This is a genomic window from Salinivibrio sp. VGrn1 (assembly GCF_009377995.1).
GTDB classification, from domain to species: domain Bacteria; phylum Pseudomonadota; class Gammaproteobacteria; order Enterobacterales; family Vibrionaceae; genus Salinivibrio; species Salinivibrio siamensis.
Genome location: NZ_SATA01000007.1, coordinates 154854 through 173434, shown reverse-complemented (window position 1 = coordinate 173434; position 18581 = coordinate 154854). Strand labels below are relative to the sequence as shown.

Genomic DNA, 18581 nt, shown 5'->3' with positions numbered 1-18581 from the left:
TGATCCTTTATTTTCACTCATTTTAATTAATAAACATGGTACAACGCACGGTTTTAAGCTTTAATTGATAAATAAGTCATTAAATCGATAGCCCAGGCATGGCGCGGATCTTCATGCGTTTTCCCTGTTAGCTATACCCAATGCTTTATCTCCCAGCCGCCATCCAGCGCTCTAAACACTTCCCGTTTGGTAAGGCGTTACAGCTTTGGTTCGGCGTAACTATTGTGTTATCCAAAACAGTTGTCATTTACAATGAGTAAATTCTACTCAGCAATCGCCCACGCTACCGCCATGAGGTGTCGCTTCCCCTGTGCGCATAACTTGAGTTTGTGTGGCTGTGCAAGGCGCACAGTCGGTACATTTTAATGGGTTTTGAGTTTACCTGCTAACTTTTGTGGACAAAAGGCTTAGTGGCGAAAAGTCGAGGTTACGCAGGTGGTGTGGTGGGTTTTTAGGCGGAAAGATTAAGGGAAAGATCGTCATGGTGGTACATCTGCTCTTTTCTGTATTCTGTTATCAGGAATGGGAATACGGATCGCTTCGCTTACGGAATACGGAATACGGAATACGGAATACGGAATACGGAAAAAGCGTATCGTGCCAGTTCTGGTAGCTAAAGTTCCTAGGGCCTAGGATCCTAGGTCCTAGGAACTGCCCTGCGCGCCATCCGACATTGGCGGTCAAATATTGGCATTGATCGTGACAGGCGCCCAAGCAGCCTCGTGCTCGCATTGGGCTCTTGCTCTTTCTGTACTCTGTATTCAGTCATCTGTATTCGGGAATAGGAATACGGAGCGCTGCGCTTACGGAATACGGAATACGGAAAGAGCAGCCTCGTGCTCGCATTGGGGTTCTTGCTCTTTCTGTACTCTGTATTCAGTCATCTGTATTCGGGAATGGGAATACGGAGCGCTGCGCTTACGGATTACGGAGAAGAGCAGCTAATTCCCGTTGACTATCTGGTTCTCCATGAATTAAGTGGATCTGCTTGGGTGGCGGTTGGATGCCTTGCACGAAGTTGACCAGGTCATTTTGGTCGGCGTGGGCGGAGTAGCCGGAGATTGTGTGGATTTGCGCGTTGACCGTGACTGGGGTGTTATCTATCCACACTTGTTGGTTGCCTTGCTGAATATCGCGGCCAAGGGTTTGTTGGGCTTGGTAGCCGGCAAAGATCACGTCGGTGCGTTTGTCTTCAAGTAATGCGGTAAGGTAGTTCATGATGCGCCCACCTTGGCACATGCCGGAGGCGGCGACCACAATGGCCGGCTCGCCGGTTTGTTTTAGGCGGTTCACCAGTGCTATGTGCTGGCTGTGTTCATCAATCGTGATGCACTGCTCAAAGGCTAGCGGGTGGCGGTGTTGGTTCAGTTTGGTTTTTGCCTCTTTGCTCCACAGCTTTTTAAACTGGCGATAGTGACGCGTCACCTTTTGCGCCATGGGAGAGTCGAGAATGATAGGGAGCGTATCATCAAGCTGCTTTTGGTGAATCAGCTGCTCAATATCAAACAATAGCTCTTGGGTGCGACCGACACTGAACGCGGGGATCAATATCGCGCCACCGTCTTCGAGTGACCGTTGAATAATCGCCTCGAGCCGCTGGGCGCGCGTGGCGACGGACTCATGGGTTTTATCGCCGTAGGTGGACTCTAAAAATAAGATATCGGCACGGCTTGGCGGAGTTGGATCGGGCAACAATGGCGTATTACTAGGCCCTAAATCCCCCGAGAACACTACGCGCTGCTCGTCGGGCAGTTTTAATTCAACATAGGCCGAGCCCAAAATATGCCCCGCCGGTTGCAAGCGCAAGTAGGTCGCTGGCTGCCCTTTTTGCTTGGGCTTTAGCCGGTGCCAGCTGTTGTAAGGCAATGTCACTGTTAACTGGCGGATACGTTCGATTACCCGCTGACGATGACCATAATCCATATTAAGTTGCAATTTTAAGGTGTCATCAATCAATAGCGGCACCAAAGCGGCGGTGGCTTCGGTGCAATAAATGGGGCCATTAAAGCCAGCCGCCAATAGCCAAGGCAGCAAACCGCAGTGGTCGATATGGGCATGCGTGAGGATCAGCGCGTCAATGCGTTTGCCGTTGAGGTTCACCCTCGCCTCTCGCGCGTCATCACCTTGGTATTGGCCGCAGTCAATCAACAAACGTAAGCCGCTTGTTTTTATATCTACTTGGTGACACGAGCCCGTCACGGTTTGATAGCCACCATGGTGGGTGACAGTGAGGGTGTCGGTGTTTAGTGAGGTGTTTAGTGAGGTGTTGGGCATAATAACGTCCTTGTTGGGAAGGGCCTAGGGTCCTAGGTCCTAGGGAAAGATTACAGAATACGGAATACGGGAAAGAGCAGCCTCGTGCTCGCATCCGGGCCTTTGCTCATTCTGTACTCTGTATTCAGTCATCTGTATTCGGGATCTTGAATACGGAGCGCTTCGCTTACAGAGTACGGAAAAGAGCAGCCGGTGCTCGCATTGAGGCTCTATGCTCTTTCCGTATTCTGTATTCCGTATTCAATCTCTTATCATCTTATCCATCATCTGTCCTATCAATGGGCTTGGGTGGTTGTTGTCGTCGGTGAGAAAGTATGTGTGTCCCCAGTTGGGATCGAAGTGATCATTAAACGCGTCGCAGTCGGTTACCGTCACTTTGTTAGCGGGAAGCGCGTCGAGGTTTTCAGGGCCGGTCATGCCTAGGCGGCGGGTGACCGTGCGGTGACGGACGTTCACCACTTTTGACGCGGCCATGGCTAAATCGTCGGCGGCATAGTAAATATGCACTTGTTTGGCGGCATCGAGGACGGCTCTCCCTGGCTGGTGCGGCTCTAGGGCTTGGTTATCAACATCGGCGGCCATCATAAAGATATGCCGAAACCATTGTGGCATGGTGTCGAGTCCAGCATGTTGGTGCCAATGGTGAAAGGTGCTGATGAGCGTGCGGTTACCCATGGAGTGCGCGAGTAGGTTCATGCGCCGTTTGCACGGATCAGTTTGTTGCTCGGGGGCGCGACGCCAGTCATCAAACATCGCCAGTAAACGACTAAACGCCAAGCCTGACGCGGTGGCAGCAAGTTGATCATCCCAGTAATCATCAATAACACCGAGCTGGCCATCTTCATCACACGGCCAGATAATCGGCACCACCAGTATGGCGTTGAGTGTCAGGCGATCACATTGGTGTTGCAAGGTCTGCGCCATTGGGAAAATATGGCTTTCCATTTGGTTGTTATAACCATGGAGCAAAAAGAGTATTTGGGTATGCGTGGGTAAGGCTTTCAGTTTGGCCATAAACGGCGTAGCGGTGATCTCTTGGTATTCACCCTGTCCGGCGCGTTGGCAAAAATACACCCACTTTGAGATATCGGTGTTTTGGTTATCAAAGCTGAGCCAACGGCCAGCCTCACTGGTCGGCCCTTGTTCGGGTATACGGCTGGTAATAAATAACATGGCATCATCCACCGGTTATGAATGTGCGGGTGAGGATAAGCGAGGTCGGTCGTTGCGTTGTATGGTGTTTGGGGGATTTTGCGAGGGAGAAGGCGGAAAGAGATTAGAAAAAGCAGCCTCGTGCTCGCATCGGGGCCTTTGCTCTTTCCGTACTCTGTATTCCGTCATCGGTATTCGGGAATGGGAATACGGAGCGCTGCGCTTACGGAGTACGGGAAAGAGCACACTGCGCGGGCATTGGGGCTCTTGCTCTTTCCGTACTCTGTATTCCGTCATCGGTATTCGGGAATTGGAATACAGAGCGCTGCGCTTACGGAGTACGGAAAAGAGCAGACCGAGCCCGTACTGTGGTTTTTCCCTCAATCTGCGCCGAATAAGTCGCGGGTGTAGACTTTGCTTTCTACATCGCGGATCTCGTCAACCATACGGTTGGCGACAATCACATCGGCGCGTTGTTTGAAGGTGTCCAAGTCTTTGATGACTTCAGAGTTAAAGAAGGTATCTTCTTCAAGCACGGGCTCGTACACTACCACTTCAATGCCTTTGGCTTTAATCCGCTTCATGATCCCTTGGATGGCTGAAGCGCGGAAGTTGTCTGAGCCGGATTTCATCACCAAACGATAGACGCCGACGACTTTAGGCTCGCGCTTGATGATTGCATTAGCGATAAAGTCTTTGCGGGTGGTGTTGGCATCAACAATGGCTTGAATAATGTTGTTAGGCACGTCTTGGTAGTTGGCCAACAATTGGCGGGTGTCTTTCGGTAGGCAATAGCCGCCATAGCCAAACGAAGGGTTGTTGTAGTGATCGCCAATCCGTGGGTCTAGCCCTACCCCTTCGATGATCTGACGCGCGTCCAAACCGTGGGATTCAGCGTAGCTATCCAGCTCGTTAAAGTAGGCCACGCGCATTGCCAGGTAGGTGTTGGAGAACAGCTTTACCGCTTCCGCTTCGGTGGAATGGGTGAACAAAACGGAAATACCTGATTTAACTGCGCCTTGTTGCAACAAGGTGGCAAATTGGCGCGCGCGCTCGGATTGTTCGCCGACAATGATTCGTGATGGATATAAGTTGTCGTAAAGCGCTTTGCCTTCGCGTAAAAACTCAGGGGAGAAGAGGATATTCTCACAACCCATTTGCTGCTTGATTTTTTCCGTGTAACCCACGGGTACCGTCGATTTAATCACCATCACCGCCTCTGGGTTAATCGCCATCACATCTTTAATCACCGCCTCGACTGAACGGGTATTAAAGTAGTTGGTTTCGGGATCGTAATCAGTGGGGGTGGCAATTACCACAAAGTCCGCGCTCTGGTAGGCCTTTTCTTTGTCGAGCGTCGCGGTAAAGTTGAGTGGCTTTTCGGCGAGAAATTGCTCGATTTCGGCATCAACAATCGGTGATTGTTGGTTGTTAAGCAGGTTGACCTTTTCTTCCACGATGTCGAGTGCGACCACTTCATTATGTTGCGCCAGTAGCATGGCGTTTGACAGGCCGACGTAACCTGTTCCAGCAACTGCAATTTTCATTGGTTTTCCTTAAGTAATGTCTGGAAAAATGGTATCACGTGGGGGGGCTAGGGAAAAGATTACGGAATACGGAATACGGAAAAAGCAGCCTCGTGCTCGCATCGGGGCCTTTGCTCTTTCCGTACTCTGTATTCCGTAATCAGTATTCGGGATCTTGAATACAGAGCGCTTCGCTTACAGATGACGGAAAAAGCAGACCGTGCGCGCATAAGGGTTCTTGCTCTTTCTGTATTCCGTATTCCGTAATCAGTATTCGGGATCTTGAATACAGAGTGCTGCGGTTACGGATTACGGAAAAAGCAGACCGTGAGCACATAAGGGTTCTTGCTCTTTCTGTACTCCGCATTCGGGAAATTGAATACGGAGCGCTTCGCTTACAGATAACGGAAAAGAGCAAGAAAGGCTCTAGATCCTAAGGATTACTCGTCGATATTTGATAGTGATCGATGATTTTCTTTTTTCGAGCCAGTTGCTCTCTCTCGTAAGTGGTCAAGAGCACGGGCAATGGATCCACACTTAGGTCACTATTATCAGTAATACTTGGATTGGTGTGTTCTGCCATTAGCGCTGCCAAAGCTTGTTCGTTTTCTGTGTACATCACGCTGATATCATAATTAGATAATGTACCTGCACCATTTACTAGTGAATCAATAGTATTGTTGTCGAACAATGGGACGGTTTGCTGAGCATTTGCTTCAGCATAGATAACGTGTGTGACTGTTGTCGAACCGTCTGCGACTTGATAAGCAATACGTTGAATCCCCGCTTGGCCGCCAGCACCGTTGCCATAGGCTGATAACACATCGTTGTTAATTTCTACGGACGTGCGCTTTTCAGGAACGCTAATAGCGTTATCCGAATCTAAGGTGTCGTTATTCAAATCTTCAGCCAAATCTAATGCTGAAACCTGTCTCGCCGCACTCAGTTGCCACTCATCGCTTGGACTACTTGACGCTTTAACTGTTCCTTCGGCGGTTAAATAGTACGACAGGTTGTCGTTATCGGCATCATAGCGGTAGTCAATGATCTCACTGGCACTGTGGGGCAAGTTTTGCCAAATATAAGGCGTTTGCTGGTAGTCAACATAAAGGGCGGCAGAGGTTAAGTCGTAGGTATTTGCAGGAGCTGTCCAGTTACCCATTTCGGAAAGAGGATCAAGTTCCACTTCAGTATTATTCGCTAAATCAAAGAATTTATATTCAGTGATTTCACGAGGAGTATCTAAATCAGCATCAGAAACGTACCCATCCTCGTCTGGCGTCAAGTTACTATCATTTTCACCATTACCGTATTGATAGGCGACCGCTAAAGCATGAGAAAAACGTGATTGTATATCAATATCCTTTGAACCGTTTTCAGTCAGCTTTCTTTTGTCTGATGTGACTACACCTTTTATATCAGAAGGGTCAGCCGTTTTAATATCGATACCAGTATATGGGTTGGCATCAGGCGCATTTTTCCCCGTTACACAACGAGGGTTATTTGGCGCATCCACTTTCTCATACCCTAACCAATTTATACCATTCGATTTTAAGTATTTTCTTTGGATGGATGTTGCAAAATATTTATCCAACAATTCAATATAAAAAGTAACGTAACCACCTTTTGGCACATCTGTTTGGTTTATTTGTTGCCGACTACCATCCAATGGTACTTCTTCTTTTACTACTCCATCAGCATATTGAATAAGCAGTTTGTCACGATCTAAGCTCAAGCTAACATCCGTGTTAGCCAGTACGCTTAACTCTTCCCCTCCTGCCATTCTTTTCCCAAAAACTGAGCAATTACCAGCGCTTGCCTCGGTATAAAATTGTGCGAAGTCAAAGGTATACTTAGGCTTTGGCTTGGGCTGGCTGCTGCCGCCGTCGTCACTGCCGCCGCAGCCGGATAAGGTTAAAGGGATAAGAATCGCTAAAAGCTGTTTGTTAAACATGGTTGATACTCTTTGGGTCTTGGTGCCAATCTAACGGCAAGTGTTTGCCTTTGAATGCGTGATGGCGTGGGCGATGCAAAAAGTGAGCCGGATCTATTTGGTTGTCCACTGCGGCTAGGTTAGCGTTTTTGGATAAGGGATAAAAGCAACTTGGGCAATGGCTGTGAGGGTGAAAGGGGTTTGAGATCATCGTTTGGTGAGCGATAGATAGCAAAAAACCGCCACGAGGGCGGTTTTTTAATAATGGCGGTGAGAGAGGGATTCGAACCCTCGATACGTTGCCGTATACACGCTTTCCAGGCGTGCTCCTTCAGCCACTCGGACACCTCACCATATTGTGTGTTACGCGAGCTACTTATTATGGGTGATTGACTTACCCGCTGTCGCGTTAACGGGGCGTACTATAGAGAGTTGCCGCTTTGCGGTCAAGCGGTTGGTGATGGCTTTGGGTTTAAATGGCTATTCCATCACCAAAAGCATCACTATGTCTGGAAAAACTGAGTTAACCACCCCGATTCAGTCGCCAACGTGTTAAGCAACAGTGTACGAGCGATAGAAGCACGCGAGTGCGAAAGCTGTTAAACTCATGGCATTGATCAAAATACAAATAAGAGTGTTATGAAATTATCAGATTTTCTCTCCCAACATGCCGATAGCAGCCAGCTACTTAATGACATGCAAACCCGTGGTGTGGTCACCGCGATGGCGGCCGCTCCTCATGTTATTAGCCCTAGCGAGTGGCTTCCTGTGATGTGGGGTGGCGAGGAACAAGCGCCGTTTGAGAGCCATGAGCAGTTTGAGCAGTACACCAATCTGATTGTGGATATTTGGAATGAACAGCGCCAACAGTTGTTGGAGAAAACTTGGCAATGGCCGGAAGGCTGTTTGCTGGATGACGCTGAAATTGTCAACCAAGCGACGCGCGATTTCGCCGAAGGATTGTTGCAAGGCTGGAGCCTGACCCGTGATGACTGGGAAACGCTGATGCCGGAAAACACTGATGGTAATGCCCTACTCGGTGGCGTAGTGCTGTCTATTAGCTTGCTTTACGACCCAGAAACCGCGCTTTCCACCATGGAAGCGCAAGGCGCGGAAGAGCTGGCACAGTTTGAGGAAATCTTTAACGCCATGCCTACCATGTTGTGTGGGTTAAGCCTCCACGGCGCGGCGTTGGCGGAAGATCAGGAAGGGGCATAAAAGCAGGGCCCTAGATCCTAGGCCCTAGGAAAATGAATACAGAGCGCTTTGCTTACGGAGTACGGGAAGAGCAGAAAGCAGTGCCTAGTTCCTAGGTCCTAGGATCCTAGGCCCTAGGAACTAGGAACGGTGTTACCCCTTCATTTCAGCGGCAAAGTTGAGCATGCGGTTGAGCGGGATTAGCGCTTTTTCGCGCATCTTGTCGTCAACGTGGATCTCATGCTCTTCACCACCGACTTCAAGTGCGCTCTCTATCGCTTTGAGGCCGTTCATCGCCATCCATGGGCAATGGGCACAGCTTCGACAGGTCGCGCCCGCGCCGGCGGTTGGGGCTTCGACAAGTTCTTTTTCCGGCACCATTTGCTGCATCTTATAAAAAATGCCTTTATCCGTGGCCACAATCAGCTTTTCGTTCGGCAGCGTTTGTGCCGCTTTAATCAGCTGGCTGGTTGAGCCGACGGCATCAGCCATTTTTACTACACTGGCAGGCGATTCTGGGTGAACGAGAATCGCGGCATCAGGATAAAGATGCTTCATTTTTTCCAGCGCTTGAGCTGAAAATTCATCATGCACCACGCATTCACCTTGCCATAGCAGCATATCCGCGCCGGTTTCTTTCTCAATATAGGCACCAAGGTGGCGATCGGGGCCCCAGATAATCGGCTTATCTTGGCTGTCTAGGTGTTCGACAATTTCTAACGCAATGCTCGACGTTACCACCCAGTCGGCACGCGCTTTGACGGCGGCTGAGGTGTTGGCGTATACCACCACAGTATGATCCGGATGGGCATCACAAAACGCGGTAAATTCGTCCGCTGGGCAGCCTAAGTCTAACGAGCACTCCGCGTTTAGTGTCGGCATTAGCACGGTTTTTTCTGGGGTGAGAATTTTGGCAGTTTCCCCCATAAAGCGTACACCAGCGACAATCAAGGTACTTGCTGAGTGTTGGTTGCCAAAGCGAGCCATTTCCAACGAATCAGCGACACATCCGCCGGTTTCTTCGGCAAGGGCTTGGATCTCTGGATCCGTGTAATAGTGAGCAACAAGTACCGCGTCTTTTTCTTCTAACAATTGTTTGATGCGCGCAACGTGTTGTTTTTTCTCAGTGTCAGTCAATGCCACAGGTTTCGGCGGAAAGGGGTAGACCCTTTGCGACGTTTCAATCACTTGGCTCATGGGATTACTCATGCTTACTTCCAGTCCGGAACTTCCAGTCTGGGTAGTATAACGCGAGTAGAGCTAGAGTCCTAGACGACAGATTACGGATTACGGATTACGGATTACGGATTACGGATTACGGAAAAAGCATATCGTGCCAGATTTTGCTTTTCCCGTATTCCGTAAGCGAAGCGCTCTGTATTCAAAAGCCCCGATTACCGATAACGGAGTACAGACTATAGAAAGAGCAAAAGGACAATGCGCGCACGAGTTGCCTTTTCCCGTACTCTGTAAGCGAAGCGCTCTGTATTCATTTTCCTAGGATCCTAGGCCCTAGGATCCTAGGACCTTATTGCCTACATCGCATTTTTGGCTTGTTTGGCGCTGGTTGAGTCTGGGTAGGTATCAATCACTTGTTGAAAGTATTGATTGGCTTGGTCGCCGTTACCTTGTTTTTGTGCAATCAGACCCAGTTTCAGCAAGGCATCAGGGCGTTTATTGGAGTCTTCAAACTCACTCACTGCCGTAAATTCTTGGCTCGCTTGTTCAAACTTACGTTTGGAGAAATAAAGCTGGCCGAGCCAATAGTGGGCATTAGCGGTGTATACCGATTCTGGGTATGTTGAAAGGAACGCTTTGAATGCCTTGGTTGCGCCTTGGTAATCTTTCTCTTTTAAGATCAGGTTGACTGCGGCTTCATAGGCTGCATTCTCGGTTTGATCGGCGGTGAAGTTAACCGCTGGCTTATCTTCTGGCGCTTTCTCTGGCTCTGCGGGGGCCGATTGTTTGGCTGTTCTTAGGGTGTCAATTTCTCGATATAGGTCACGTTGACGTTCAACCATTTGTTGAATGTCATAGCTGTTACGCTCAACGTTGCCGCGTAAATTGCTCAGCTCTTGCGCCATTTGGTCAAGCTGGCGCTGCATATCCAGCTGCATTTGGTTACGTGCTTGGAGCATGCGCTCTAAGCGATCGACGGCGGTGCCGCCCGCCCCTACTTCTGTCACCGGAGCAGGTGTGGCAGCCACGGGGGCTGCCACACTCACCAGTAACGCCAGCGCGAGGGTTCGCACAGAGTTACTGTTCATTGTCATATCCTTTATCCATTACCAAAAGGCTGGATTAGTATACCAATACCGCACGACGGTTTTTGGCGTAAGCTTCTTCGCTTTGGCCAAGCACCAACGGCTTTTCTTCACCGTAGCTCACGATAGAGATCTGGCTCGCCGGTACGCCCAGCGCTTGTAGGTACTTAGAAACCGCTTCGGCACGACGCTCGCCCAGTGCGATGTTGTACTCAGGGGTACCGCGCTCGTCAGCGTGACCTTCTACGACCACTTCCATCGCTGGGTTAGCACGCAGGTAAGTGGCGTGGGCATCCAGCATATCTTCGTATTGTGGCAGTACTGATGAGTCGTCAAAGTTGAAGTAAACGGTTTGCGACTGACGCAGTTCTTGGTTACGAATTTGTTGCTCTGTCATTGAGCCTTGGCCGTCAACAGGAGAAACAACCGTGGTGCCGTTTTGGTTGGTTGATTGGCCAGAACCACTGCCTGTTGAGCTATCGTGTGAGCTACACGCAGCCAGAGTAAACATCGGCAGTGCCACCGCCAGACCTTTCAGTACTTTATTGATTTGCATTCTATTTTCCTTTTCTAGAAAGTTAGCGCACGTTGTTTAAAATTAAAAAACTACAGGTAAGGTGACCAGGCTGGTGCACGCACGCGCCCGTTAGTTGCCGGTAACCGCGCTTTAAAGCGGCCGTCTACAGAGACGAGTGACAACACATTCTTACGTCCATATACCGAGCTGTAAATCACCATGCTGCCATTAGGCGCAATGCTTGGCGACTCATCCAACAAGGTTTTGGTTAGGATTTGCACCGCCCCGCTGTTTAAGTCTTGCTTTGCAATGTTGTAGCCAGACGATGATTGATTTACCATAATCAAGTGACGGCCATCCGGTGTCAGTTGCCCACCCATGTTCTGATTGCCTTGCCACGTGATCCGTCGGCTAGTTCCGTCGTCTAAATTTACGCGATAAATCTGTGGTTTGCCACCCCGGTCAGAGGTATAGATGAGCGAGTTACCATCAGGATCCCAAAATGGCTCGGTGCTATTGGCACGACCGTGGGTAATTTGCGTCAATTTTTTGCTGTTCAAATCGAAGGTATACACCTGCAAGCTACCGGTTTTGGAGAGTACCAAGGCTAACTTGCTGCCATCAGGGGAAAACTGTGGCGATCCATTGTGACGAGGGTATGACGCAATTTTCTCGCGCTGGCCGGTGTAAATGTTCATGATGAAGATTTCTGCCTGACCATTTTCGAAGCTGACATAGGCGAGCTGTCGGCCATCCGGTGACCAAGACGGCGACATCAATGGCTGTTTGGAACGCAGGATCAAGCGCTCGTTATAGCCGTCATAGTCTGACAAACGCAGCTGGTAGGGGTAGTCGTTTTCTTTATCAATCACCACATAAGCGATACGAGTTAAGAACGCGCCCTTTTCGCCAGTGAGCTGCTCATAGACAATATTGGAAATGCGATGCGCATAGCGGCGCAGGTCGCTCTCTTTGACCGTGGCGCGGTTATTCACGAGTAAGTGATCATCGGTTTGTACCAACTCGCCATCGGCGCCTAAGCCTTTGCTGTCACCGCCGGTGAGTTGGCCTCGAACGATATCAATCAGCTGATAATCAATTTGATAGCGACCGTCCGAAGTCGGAGTAATGGTGCCTGTGACCACCGCATCCACTCCCAGCGAGGTCCAAGCGTTGTAATCTACATCCGCATCACTATATGGGGTTTGCGGCATGTCACTGACCGCCAGCGGGTTGAACTTACCACTGCGGCGTAAATCGGAGCCGACCACGCCGGAAATATCTTCCGGCAATTCGCCTTGTCCCTTCCATTGAAACGGGATCACGCCAATCGGGCGCGCGGTATTCACCCCTTCGGTGATTACCAATTTCAGCGCGGCATGTGCCGGTTGAGTCAGTATCGACAGACAGGCTAAAAGCATCACAACCGCGGCGATACGCCATGTTCGCAAACGATCCTGACTCTTGCTTGTCACACTGCTTGTGCCACCGCAGGGGCTCACTTCCATCATGTTTGGTATCCTGTCGTTTAGTTAGGTCTAACGGTCAACTCAATATCACGTAGTTTGGCAATAATGTCGCCATCTTCCGGCATTGGAAACTGAGACACAGACGCCACCGCGGTTTTTGTCGCGCGACACAGCCGCGTATTGCCTGCCTTTTCTTCCACATTAAGCAACAGGCCGGTCGGTGACAAGCGCATATTCACCACGCACTCTTGCCCACTTAAGCCATCATCGACGATGAGCCGTTGCTGGATCATTTGTGTAAAAATGGCGCCGTACCGCGCCACTTCATCTTGAATAAATTGCCCGCGCGCGGTTTGCCGTTGGCTGGCTTCCGACTCGAGGCCCGAGAACAAATCGTTCAGCGCCGCCTCTTGCTCTTGTTGTCGTCGCTTCGCCTCCTGGGCTTTTCGCTCTGCCTCTTGGCGCGCTTGTTCGGCTTTACGTGCCTCTTCTTCTGCTTTTTTACGCTCGGCAAGCTTGCGCTGTCGCTCGGCTTCGGCTTTTTTCGCTTCTTCCTCGGCTTTACGTTGCGCGGCGAGCTTTTCTTGCCGTGCTTTTTCCGCTTTCTCCGCCGCGAGTTCCGCTTTGCGCTTCTCTTCTAATTTACGCTGACGTTCGCGTTCGGCTTGTTCGGCCTGTTGCTTGGCAATACGCGCCTGCTCTTGCGCTTTGGCCTTTTGCTCGGCAATTCGCTTTTGCTCTTCCCGTGCTTGGCGCTCAGCTTCTAGCTTTTGTCGCTTCACTTCACGAAGGCGCTGCTCTTCTTGCTCACGCTGCTGTTCGAGCTGCTTGGCTTGCTGCTCTAACCGTTTGAGTCGCTCCGCTTCTTCGCGTTTAGCCTGATCGCGTTGCTCGCGAATTTTCTTCGCCTGTGCATTAACCACGGCCGGATCTATCACTGTGGCATCAATCGCGCGACCCGCTTTAGGGGTTGGCGTTGAGTCAGAACTAAATTCTGCCCCCCATAACAGTACAATCACTAAGACCAGGTGCAACACGGCAGATATTGCCAGCGCGGGCATCAGCGAGTCTTTGCCTGATTTTTTATGGGTTGGTTTATCGCTTGGCTCGTTCATCACCCTCACCTACGACTCGTAAGGCTCTGTCATTAAGCCCACCGACGACACGCCAGCTTGGTTTAATGCATCAAGCGTCAGGATGATTTCTGAATAGGGCACCCGGCCATCGCCGCCCACCAGCACAGGGGACTTAGGATTGAGCTGCAGCTCAGCTTTGACGCGTACTAGAATTTCTTCCAAGCTCAAACCGCGGGTCATATCGCCATTATTGACACTGAGCCCTAATTGCCCGTCTTTATCCACTTCCACAATGATAAAAGCGCCGCTGTCTTCCTCTTCTGCCAGCTCTGCGGCGGTTTTCGCTTGTGCCGTTTGTGGCAGATCGACATCCACTCCCTGGGTCACAAATGGGGCGGTCACCATAAAGATAATCAGCAGTACCAGCATCACATCAATGTAGGGGACGACATTGATTTCCGCCGTCATCTTGCGCCGTTTAGGTTGATACGCCATGGATCACTCCTGGGTTGCCGCAAACGCTTGACGATGAAGAATGCTAGAGAACTCTTCCATAAAGTTCATGTAGTTATGCTCGAGCTTACTGACTTTGGCGGTCAAACGGTTGTACGCCATGACCGCTGGGATCGCAGCGAACAGACCCATGGCTGTCGCCACCAAGGCTTCAGCAATCCCGGGGGCGACCATGGCCAACGTCGCCTGCTTCACCGCGCCTAGGGCGATAAAGGCATGCATGATCCCCCATACGGTACCAAACAGGCCAATGTAAGGGCTGATCGACCCCACCGTCGCCAAAAATGGCAGATGGGTTTCCAGCTCTTCCACTTGCTTTGATAACGACACGCGCATCGCCCGCGAAGTCCCTTCCATCACGGCGTCGGGCACTTTGTCGTTGCTACGATGCAAACGCGCGAATTCTTTAAAGCCGGCGTAAAAAATTTTCTCGCTGCCCGTCAAATTGTCTTTGCGCGCTTGCACTTCTTGGAATAGTTGAGAAAGATCGATCCCAGACCAAAATCTGTCTTCAAACCGTTCAGCTTTGCTAAACGCGTGCTGCATGACCTTGGAGCGCTTGATGATCATCGCCCAAGATACCACTGACATACCCAGTAATATCAGCATCACTACCTTGACAAGCAAGCTTGCTTGCAAAAACAGGTCGAGAATGGAAAGTTCAGCGGTCACGTCATCATCTCCGATTTAATCTGTGTTGGAATCGATTTGGGTTTCATGGTTGTTGGGTCGACACAGGCTATCTTAACCGTCGCCGCACACAATGCTTTTTGATCAGAATTCACCAAGCTTTGACAAAAGGTCATGCTGGCGCGCCCCATGGCTGACACTGTAGTGACAACCTCCAGTGCATCATCAAGCCGTGCACCGCGGTGAAAGTCAATATCCATGTGGCGCACAACAAAGGCGGTGCGATCGGCAAAGAGCGCTTGTTGATTGACACCGATCTCACGCAACAGTTCAGTGCGTGCCCGCTCAAAGTAATTGAGATAATTGGCGTGGTAAACCACTCCCCCGGCGTCTGTGTCTTCATAGTACACACGAATCGGCCAGCGAAACGGCGTTGATTCTGTCATGTCTTTACCCATGATCGGTTTACGATAGGCAATTACTATACCTAAGTTGTGGATGTATAGAAATGCTGAGACAGCGCGGCTGGCGCATTGGTCGCCCATCAAGCCGTCGAGAAGTGATGTGCTGCAAAAAACGCGCAATTACTCACGCTAGAGTGATGAAAAAAGCACCACTCGGGTGCCTTTGTCATTCGTTTGTCACTTTGCGCTTGCTCACCGAGCGCCTAACTCAACTAGCGCAGCCACATCAAGGCGAGCAACAGAAGGGATACGCCCCACCCGAATGGCGGCCAGGTGAGCCACCGGCTCCATTTGCCTTGCGCCGTGAAACCGACGGCATGGATCACCCCGACACAGGTCGCGTAGAGCAGCCCCACGCCCATCGGAAACGTCACCCCGCCCATGCGCTGAGCAAAGGCTTCTGGCGCCCACATTACTTGGCCGCCCCAGCACAGGGCACTGGCCAATGAGAGCAGCCGCCAAAGGCCAGAAAAGTGCTGGCCTAAGGGAGCAGGTTGGCGCTCACTCATTGTCGTGATCCATCGCTTCGGTGTGCTCCAACCATAAGGCATTGATAATGCCAAAGGCGCATGCCAGCAGCACACCAAGAATCCACGTGAAATACCACATATGCAAGCTCCTTAATCAGTACAGTGTATGGGTGTTGTCTTCAATATATTGCGCGTCTAAACGACCAAACATCTTAATGTAGCACCACAGGGTGTAAGCCAAGATAATCGGCACAAACACCGCCGCGACGATGGTCATGATCGACAAGGTTAGCTCGCTTGAGGTGGCATCCCACATGGTCAAGCTGTGACCCGGGAAAGTGCTCGATGGCATCACAAAGGGGAACATTGCGATACCCGCGGTCAAAATCACGCCCGCCACGGCTAAACTCGAGAACAAGAAAGCCCAACCTCCGCGCTCAAGACGTGACGCCAGCAGTGCCAACAATGGCATGACAGCGCCGACCAGTGGTGCTAACCAGAGGATTGGCATCGCTTGATAGTTACGCATCCAAGCGCCGCTTTGTACCGCGACCTCTTTCGCCAGTGGGTTAGAGGCTGCTTGGTTCGCCGCCTCACTGACCACCACAAAGCCATCTATATTTTGTACCCAGAAGCCTGCTGCCACAAAGAGTACAGTGGTCAATAATGCACACAGTTGCGCGACATTACGTGCGCGTACATGCAGCGCATCGGTAGTTTTTAGTTGCAACCAGGTTGCGCCTTGCAACACCACCATAAACAGGCTCACCAATCCACACACCAGTGCGAAGGGATTAAGCAGTGCAAAAAAGCCACCGGTGTAGGTTGGGATCAAGAGATCGCTAAGCTGGAACGGCACCCCTTGTAAGAGGTTACCAAAGGCGACCCCGAAAATGACCGGTGGTACAAAGCCCCCCAGCACCAAGCCCCAATCCCATGCGGTGCGCCAGCGTGGGTCATCGATTTTTGAGCGATAGTCAAAGCCCATGGGACGGAAGAAAAGCGCCGCCAGTGTGACCACCATCGCGATATAAAAACCAGAAAAGGAAACCGCATACACCAACGGCCAAGCGGCGAATAATGCCCCGCCTGCGGTCACTAACCAGACTTGGTTTCCTTCCCAATGGGGCGCGACAGCGTTAATCATTACCCGACGTTCGCTGTCGGTTTTGCCGATCAGGGTGAGCAAGGCGCCCACCCCCATGTCAAAGCCATCAGTGACGGTAAAGCCGATCAGCAACACACCGATCAGTACCCACCAGATCAGGCGTAACATTTCATAATCAAACATGCTCTCTCTCCTTATGCTTCAATCTGGCGGCTGAAATCCGCTTCTGGATTGCCTTTTTGTTCAAAATGGTAGCGGCCGGTTTTGAGGCTGCTGGGCCCAAGGCGGGCAAACTTGAACATCAGATAAAGCTCAGCGACGAGGAAAACGGTGTAGAGCGAGCAAATCGCCACCATCGAGAAAATAATATCGCCAGCGGCCAGATTCGATGCGGCCACGTGCACGGGGAGGATTTCCCCCACCGCCCAAGGCTGGCGACCGTATTCGGCAACAAACCAACCCGCTTCGCAGGCGATCCATGGCAGAGGAATACCAATCAGCGCAAGCTTCAGTAGCCAGGGCTTTTCATCGATACGCTGGCGACAGGTTTGCCAGAACGCCATGCCAAAAATAAACAGCATCGCAAAGCCGCACGCTACCATGATCCTAAAGCTCCAGAACAAAGGCGCCACTTGCGGGATAGAGTCTTGCGCGGCTTGCTGAATTTGCCCTTCAGTCGCATCCACCACCTTGTCGGTATACGGCTTAAGAAGCAGGCCATAACCGAGGTCGTTTTTCACTTCGTTGAACGCGGCTTTGGTTTCCGGTGATTTCTCGCCGGCACGCAGTTTTTCCAGCAATGCGTACGCCTGCATACCATTGCGGATGCGGGTTTCATGCTCAGCAATCAAATCGCTTAAGCCTGTCACTTCTTTATCCAGTGAGCGCGTGGCAATGATCCCCATCGCATAAGGGATTTTGATCGCATAATCGGTCTGCATGGTCTCTTGATTCGGCAGCCCCACCACGGTGAAGGCCGCCGGCGCTTCTTCGGTGTGCCACTCAGCCTCGATCGCTGCCAGTTTGACCTTTTGTACATCACCCAGCTCGTACCCGGACTCATCACCTAAGATGATTACCGATAAAATGGCCGCCATGCCAAACGAGGCAGCAATCGCAAACGAGCGACGCGCAAAGGCAATATCACGGCCTTTGAGCAGGTAGTAAGCGCTGATCCCCAGAATGAACATCGCCCCTGTGGTATAGCCAGCAGCAACGGTGTGAACAAACTTCACCTGTGCCACGGGATTAAAGACCACATCAGCAAAGCTCACCATCTCCATACGCATGGTTTCAAAGTTAAACTCTGAGCCCACGGGGTTTTGCATCCAGCCGTTGGCCACCAAAATCCATAGCGCGGAAAAGTTAGAGCCTAACGCCACCAGCCAGGTAGTGACCAAGTGTTGACGCTTACTGAGACGATCCCAACCAAAGAAGAACAGGCCCACAAAAGTGGATTCAAGGAAGAAGGCCATCAGCCCTTCAATGGCAAGCGGGGCCCCAAAAATATCCCCGACATAGTGGGAATAGTAGGCCCAGTTGGTTCCGAATTGAAACTCCATGGTGAGGCCAGTGGCCACCCCAAGCGCAAAGTTAATTCCAAAAAGCTTGCCCCAAAACTTGGTCATGTCTTTGTAGATTTGCTTGTCGGTCATCACGTATAACGATTCCATGATGGCCAGCAAAAATGCCATGCCCAGAGTTAAAGGAACAAACAGGAAGTGATACATCGCGGTCAGCGCAAACTGCAGCCGCGATAAATCGACGATATCGGTAATCATGGTCACTCCTTTACACCGTTTTCGGTGCCGATACTGGCGTATCGCTCGTTTTACTCTCTCACCCAACACGGCAGTCAAAACAACTGGCTGGCGCGGGGAAAGCTACACACTTCTTAATTGACTGCTTGCATGTTACACAGTTGAAACACCAAGGTTATTCTATAGTTAAATTTTATCTAATTAAGGCATAACTAATATTATAGGTAC

Annotated in this window: 17 protein-coding genes and 1 tRNA gene; 1 reads left to right on the top strand and 17 read right to left on the bottom strand. The window is 50.8% G+C overall.

Annotated elements, in window-relative coordinates:
* Positions 1–918: 918 nt before the first annotated feature.
* The 5 genes from EHW56_RS11850 to EHW56_RS11830 form a co-directional block, all read right to left on the bottom strand.
* Entirely contained in the window at positions 919–2274 is a 1356-nt protein-coding gene (locus EHW56_RS11850; protein ID WP_152799656.1) for an MBL fold metallo-hydrolase RNA specificity domain-containing protein, read from the bottom strand.
* Between the two features lie 240 nt (positions 2275–2514).
* Entirely contained in the window at positions 2515–3447 is a 933-nt protein-coding gene (locus EHW56_RS11845) for an alpha/beta hydrolase (protein ID WP_152799658.1), read from the bottom strand.
* 359 nt (positions 3448–3806) lie between these two features.
* Positions 3807–4973 (bottom strand): nucleotide sugar dehydrogenase, encoded by a 1167-nt coding sequence (locus tag EHW56_RS11840; RefSeq protein WP_152795769.1) that lies wholly within the window; start codon positions 4971–4973, stop codon positions 3807–3809.
* 412 nt (positions 4974–5385) lie between these two features.
* On the bottom strand, positions 5386–6906 hold the full coding sequence (locus EHW56_RS11835) for a hypothetical protein (RefSeq protein WP_152799660.1): 1521 nt from the start codon (positions 6904–6906) through the stop codon (positions 5386–5388).
* A 244-nt stretch (positions 6907–7150) separates the two neighbouring features.
* Positions 7151–7238 (bottom strand) — tRNA-Ser (locus tag EHW56_RS11830).
* A gap of 286 nt (positions 7239–7524) precedes the next feature.
* Here EHW56_RS11830 and EHW56_RS11825 point away from each other — a divergent pair.
* Positions 7525–8103, top strand: a complete 579-nt coding sequence (locus tag EHW56_RS11825) for a UPF0149 family protein (protein ID WP_152799662.1) — start codon at positions 7525–7527, stop codon at positions 8101–8103.
* Positions 8104–8235: 132 nt separating this feature from the next.
* Here EHW56_RS11825 and nadA read toward each other — a convergent pair whose 3' ends face one another.
* The 12 genes from nadA to cydA all read right to left on the bottom strand — a co-directional run bounded on the left by nadA (position 8236) and on the right by cydA (position 18371).
* Entirely contained in the window at positions 8236–9279 is a 1044-nt protein-coding gene (gene nadA, locus EHW56_RS11820) for a quinolinate synthase NadA (protein ID WP_152795832.1), read from the bottom strand.
* A 338-nt stretch (positions 9280–9617) separates the two neighbouring features.
* Positions 9618–10349 carry a tol-pal system protein YbgF gene (ybgF, locus tag EHW56_RS11815; protein WP_077578113.1) on the bottom strand — a complete coding sequence of 244 codons (732 nt, stop codon included), beginning with the start codon at positions 10347–10349 and terminating at the stop codon, positions 9618–9620.
* Between the two features lie 34 nt (positions 10350–10383).
* Positions 10384–10902, bottom strand: a complete 519-nt coding sequence (pal, locus tag EHW56_RS11810) for a peptidoglycan-associated lipoprotein Pal (protein ID WP_069361240.1) — start codon at positions 10900–10902, stop codon at positions 10384–10386.
* 50 nt (positions 10903–10952) lie between these two features.
* Positions 10953–12284 carry a Tol-Pal system beta propeller repeat protein TolB gene (gene tolB, locus EHW56_RS11805; protein ID WP_077578154.1) on the bottom strand — a complete coding sequence of 444 codons (1332 nt, stop codon included), beginning with the start codon at positions 12282–12284 and terminating at the stop codon, positions 10953–10955.
* Positions 12285–12391: 107 nt separating this feature from the next.
* Entirely contained in the window at positions 12392–13447 is a 1056-nt protein-coding gene (gene tolA, locus EHW56_RS11800) for a cell envelope integrity protein TolA (protein WP_370517146.1), read from the bottom strand.
* 9 nt (positions 13448–13456) lie between these two features.
* Entirely contained in the window at positions 13457–13903 is a 447-nt protein-coding gene (gene tolR, locus EHW56_RS11795; protein WP_046075367.1) for a protein TolR, read from the bottom strand.
* Between the two features lie 3 nt (positions 13904–13906).
* The gene (tolQ, locus tag EHW56_RS11790) at positions 13907–14593 is read right to left on the bottom strand and encodes a protein TolQ (RefSeq protein ID WP_077606951.1); all 687 of its coding nucleotides are present in this window, start codon (positions 14591–14593) and stop codon (positions 13907–13909) included.
* Positions 14590–14997 (bottom strand): tol-pal system-associated acyl-CoA thioesterase, encoded by a 408-nt coding sequence (ybgC, locus tag EHW56_RS11785; protein WP_046075472.1) that lies wholly within the window; start codon positions 14995–14997, stop codon positions 14590–14592. The genes tolQ and ybgC overlap by 4 nt, the downstream gene beginning before the upstream one ends.
* A 230-nt stretch (positions 14998–15227) precedes the next feature.
* Entirely contained in the window at positions 15228–15524 is a 297-nt protein-coding gene (locus EHW56_RS11780; RefSeq protein WP_158010012.1) for a cyd operon YbgE family protein, read from the bottom strand.
* Positions 15517–15624 (bottom strand): cytochrome bd-I oxidase subunit CydX, encoded by a 108-nt coding sequence (gene cydX, locus EHW56_RS11775; protein ID WP_021024361.1) that lies wholly within the window; start codon positions 15622–15624, stop codon positions 15517–15519. The genes EHW56_RS11780 and cydX overlap by 8 nt, the downstream gene beginning before the upstream one ends.
* A 15-nt stretch (positions 15625–15639) precedes the next feature.
* Positions 15640–16776 carry a cytochrome d ubiquinol oxidase subunit II gene (gene cydB, locus EHW56_RS11770; protein WP_152795763.1) on the bottom strand — a complete coding sequence of 379 codons (1137 nt, stop codon included), beginning with the start codon at positions 16774–16776 and terminating at the stop codon, positions 15640–15642.
* A gap of 11 nt (positions 16777–16787) precedes the next feature.
* Positions 16788–18371: a cytochrome ubiquinol oxidase subunit I gene (cydA, locus tag EHW56_RS11765; protein WP_172970023.1), complete on the bottom strand. Its 1584-nt coding sequence runs from the start codon at positions 18369–18371 to the stop codon at positions 16788–16790.
* Positions 18372–18581 lie beyond the last annotated feature (210 nt).

Excerpts from the sequence above, each read along its gene's own strand:
- tolR (WP_046075367.1), bottom strand. The coding sequence starts at position 13,903 with ATGGCGTATCAACCTAAACGGCGCAAGATGACGGCGGAAATCAATGTC.
- cydX (WP_021024361.1), bottom strand. The coding sequence starts at position 15,624 with ATGTGGTATTTCACGTGGATTCTTGGTGTGCTGCTGGCATGCGCCTTT.
- EHW56_RS11840 (WP_152795769.1), bottom strand. The coding sequence starts at position 4,973 with ATGAAAATTGCAGTTGCTGGAACAGGTTACGTCGGCCTGTCAAACGCC.
- pal (WP_069361240.1), bottom strand. The coding sequence starts at position 10,902 with ATGCAAATCAATAAAGTACTGAAAGGTCTGGCGGTGGCACTGCCGATG.
- tolB (WP_077578154.1), bottom strand. The coding sequence starts at position 12,284 with ATGCTTTTAGCCTGTCTGTCGATACTGACTCAACCGGCACATGCCGCG.
- EHW56_RS11825 (WP_152799662.1), top strand. The coding sequence starts at position 7,525 with ATGAAATTATCAGATTTTCTCTCCCAACATGCCGATAGCAGCCAGCTA.
- ybgC (WP_046075472.1), bottom strand. The coding sequence starts at position 14,997 with ATGACAGAATCAACGCCGTTTCGCTGGCCGATTCGTGTGTACTATGAA.
- cydB (WP_152795763.1), bottom strand. The coding sequence starts at position 16,776 with ATGTTTGATTATGAAATGTTACGCCTGATCTGGTGGGTACTGATCGGT.
- EHW56_RS11835 (WP_152799660.1), bottom strand. The coding sequence starts at position 6,906 with ATGTTTAACAAACAGCTTTTAGCGATTCTTATCCCTTTAACCTTATCC.
- tolA (WP_370517146.1), bottom strand. The coding sequence starts at position 13,447 with ATGAACGAGCCAAGCGATAAACCAACCCATAAAAAATCAGGCAAAGAC.
- ybgF (WP_077578113.1), bottom strand. The coding sequence starts at position 10,349 with ATGAACAGTAACTCTGTGCGAACCCTCGCGCTGGCGTTACTGGTGAGT.
- EHW56_RS11850 (WP_152799656.1), bottom strand. The coding sequence starts at position 2,274 with ATGCCCAACACCTCACTAAACACCTCACTAAACACCGACACCCTCACT.
- EHW56_RS11845 (WP_152799658.1), bottom strand. The coding sequence starts at position 3,447 with ATGTTATTTATTACCAGCCGTATACCCGAACAAGGGCCGACCAGTGAG.
- nadA (WP_152795832.1), bottom strand. The coding sequence starts at position 9,279 with ATGAGCCAAGTGATTGAAACGTCGCAAAGGGTCTACCCCTTTCCGCCG.
- EHW56_RS11780 (WP_158010012.1), bottom strand. The coding sequence starts at position 15,524 with ATGAGTGAGCGCCAACCTGCTCCCTTAGGCCAGCACTTTTCTGGCCTT.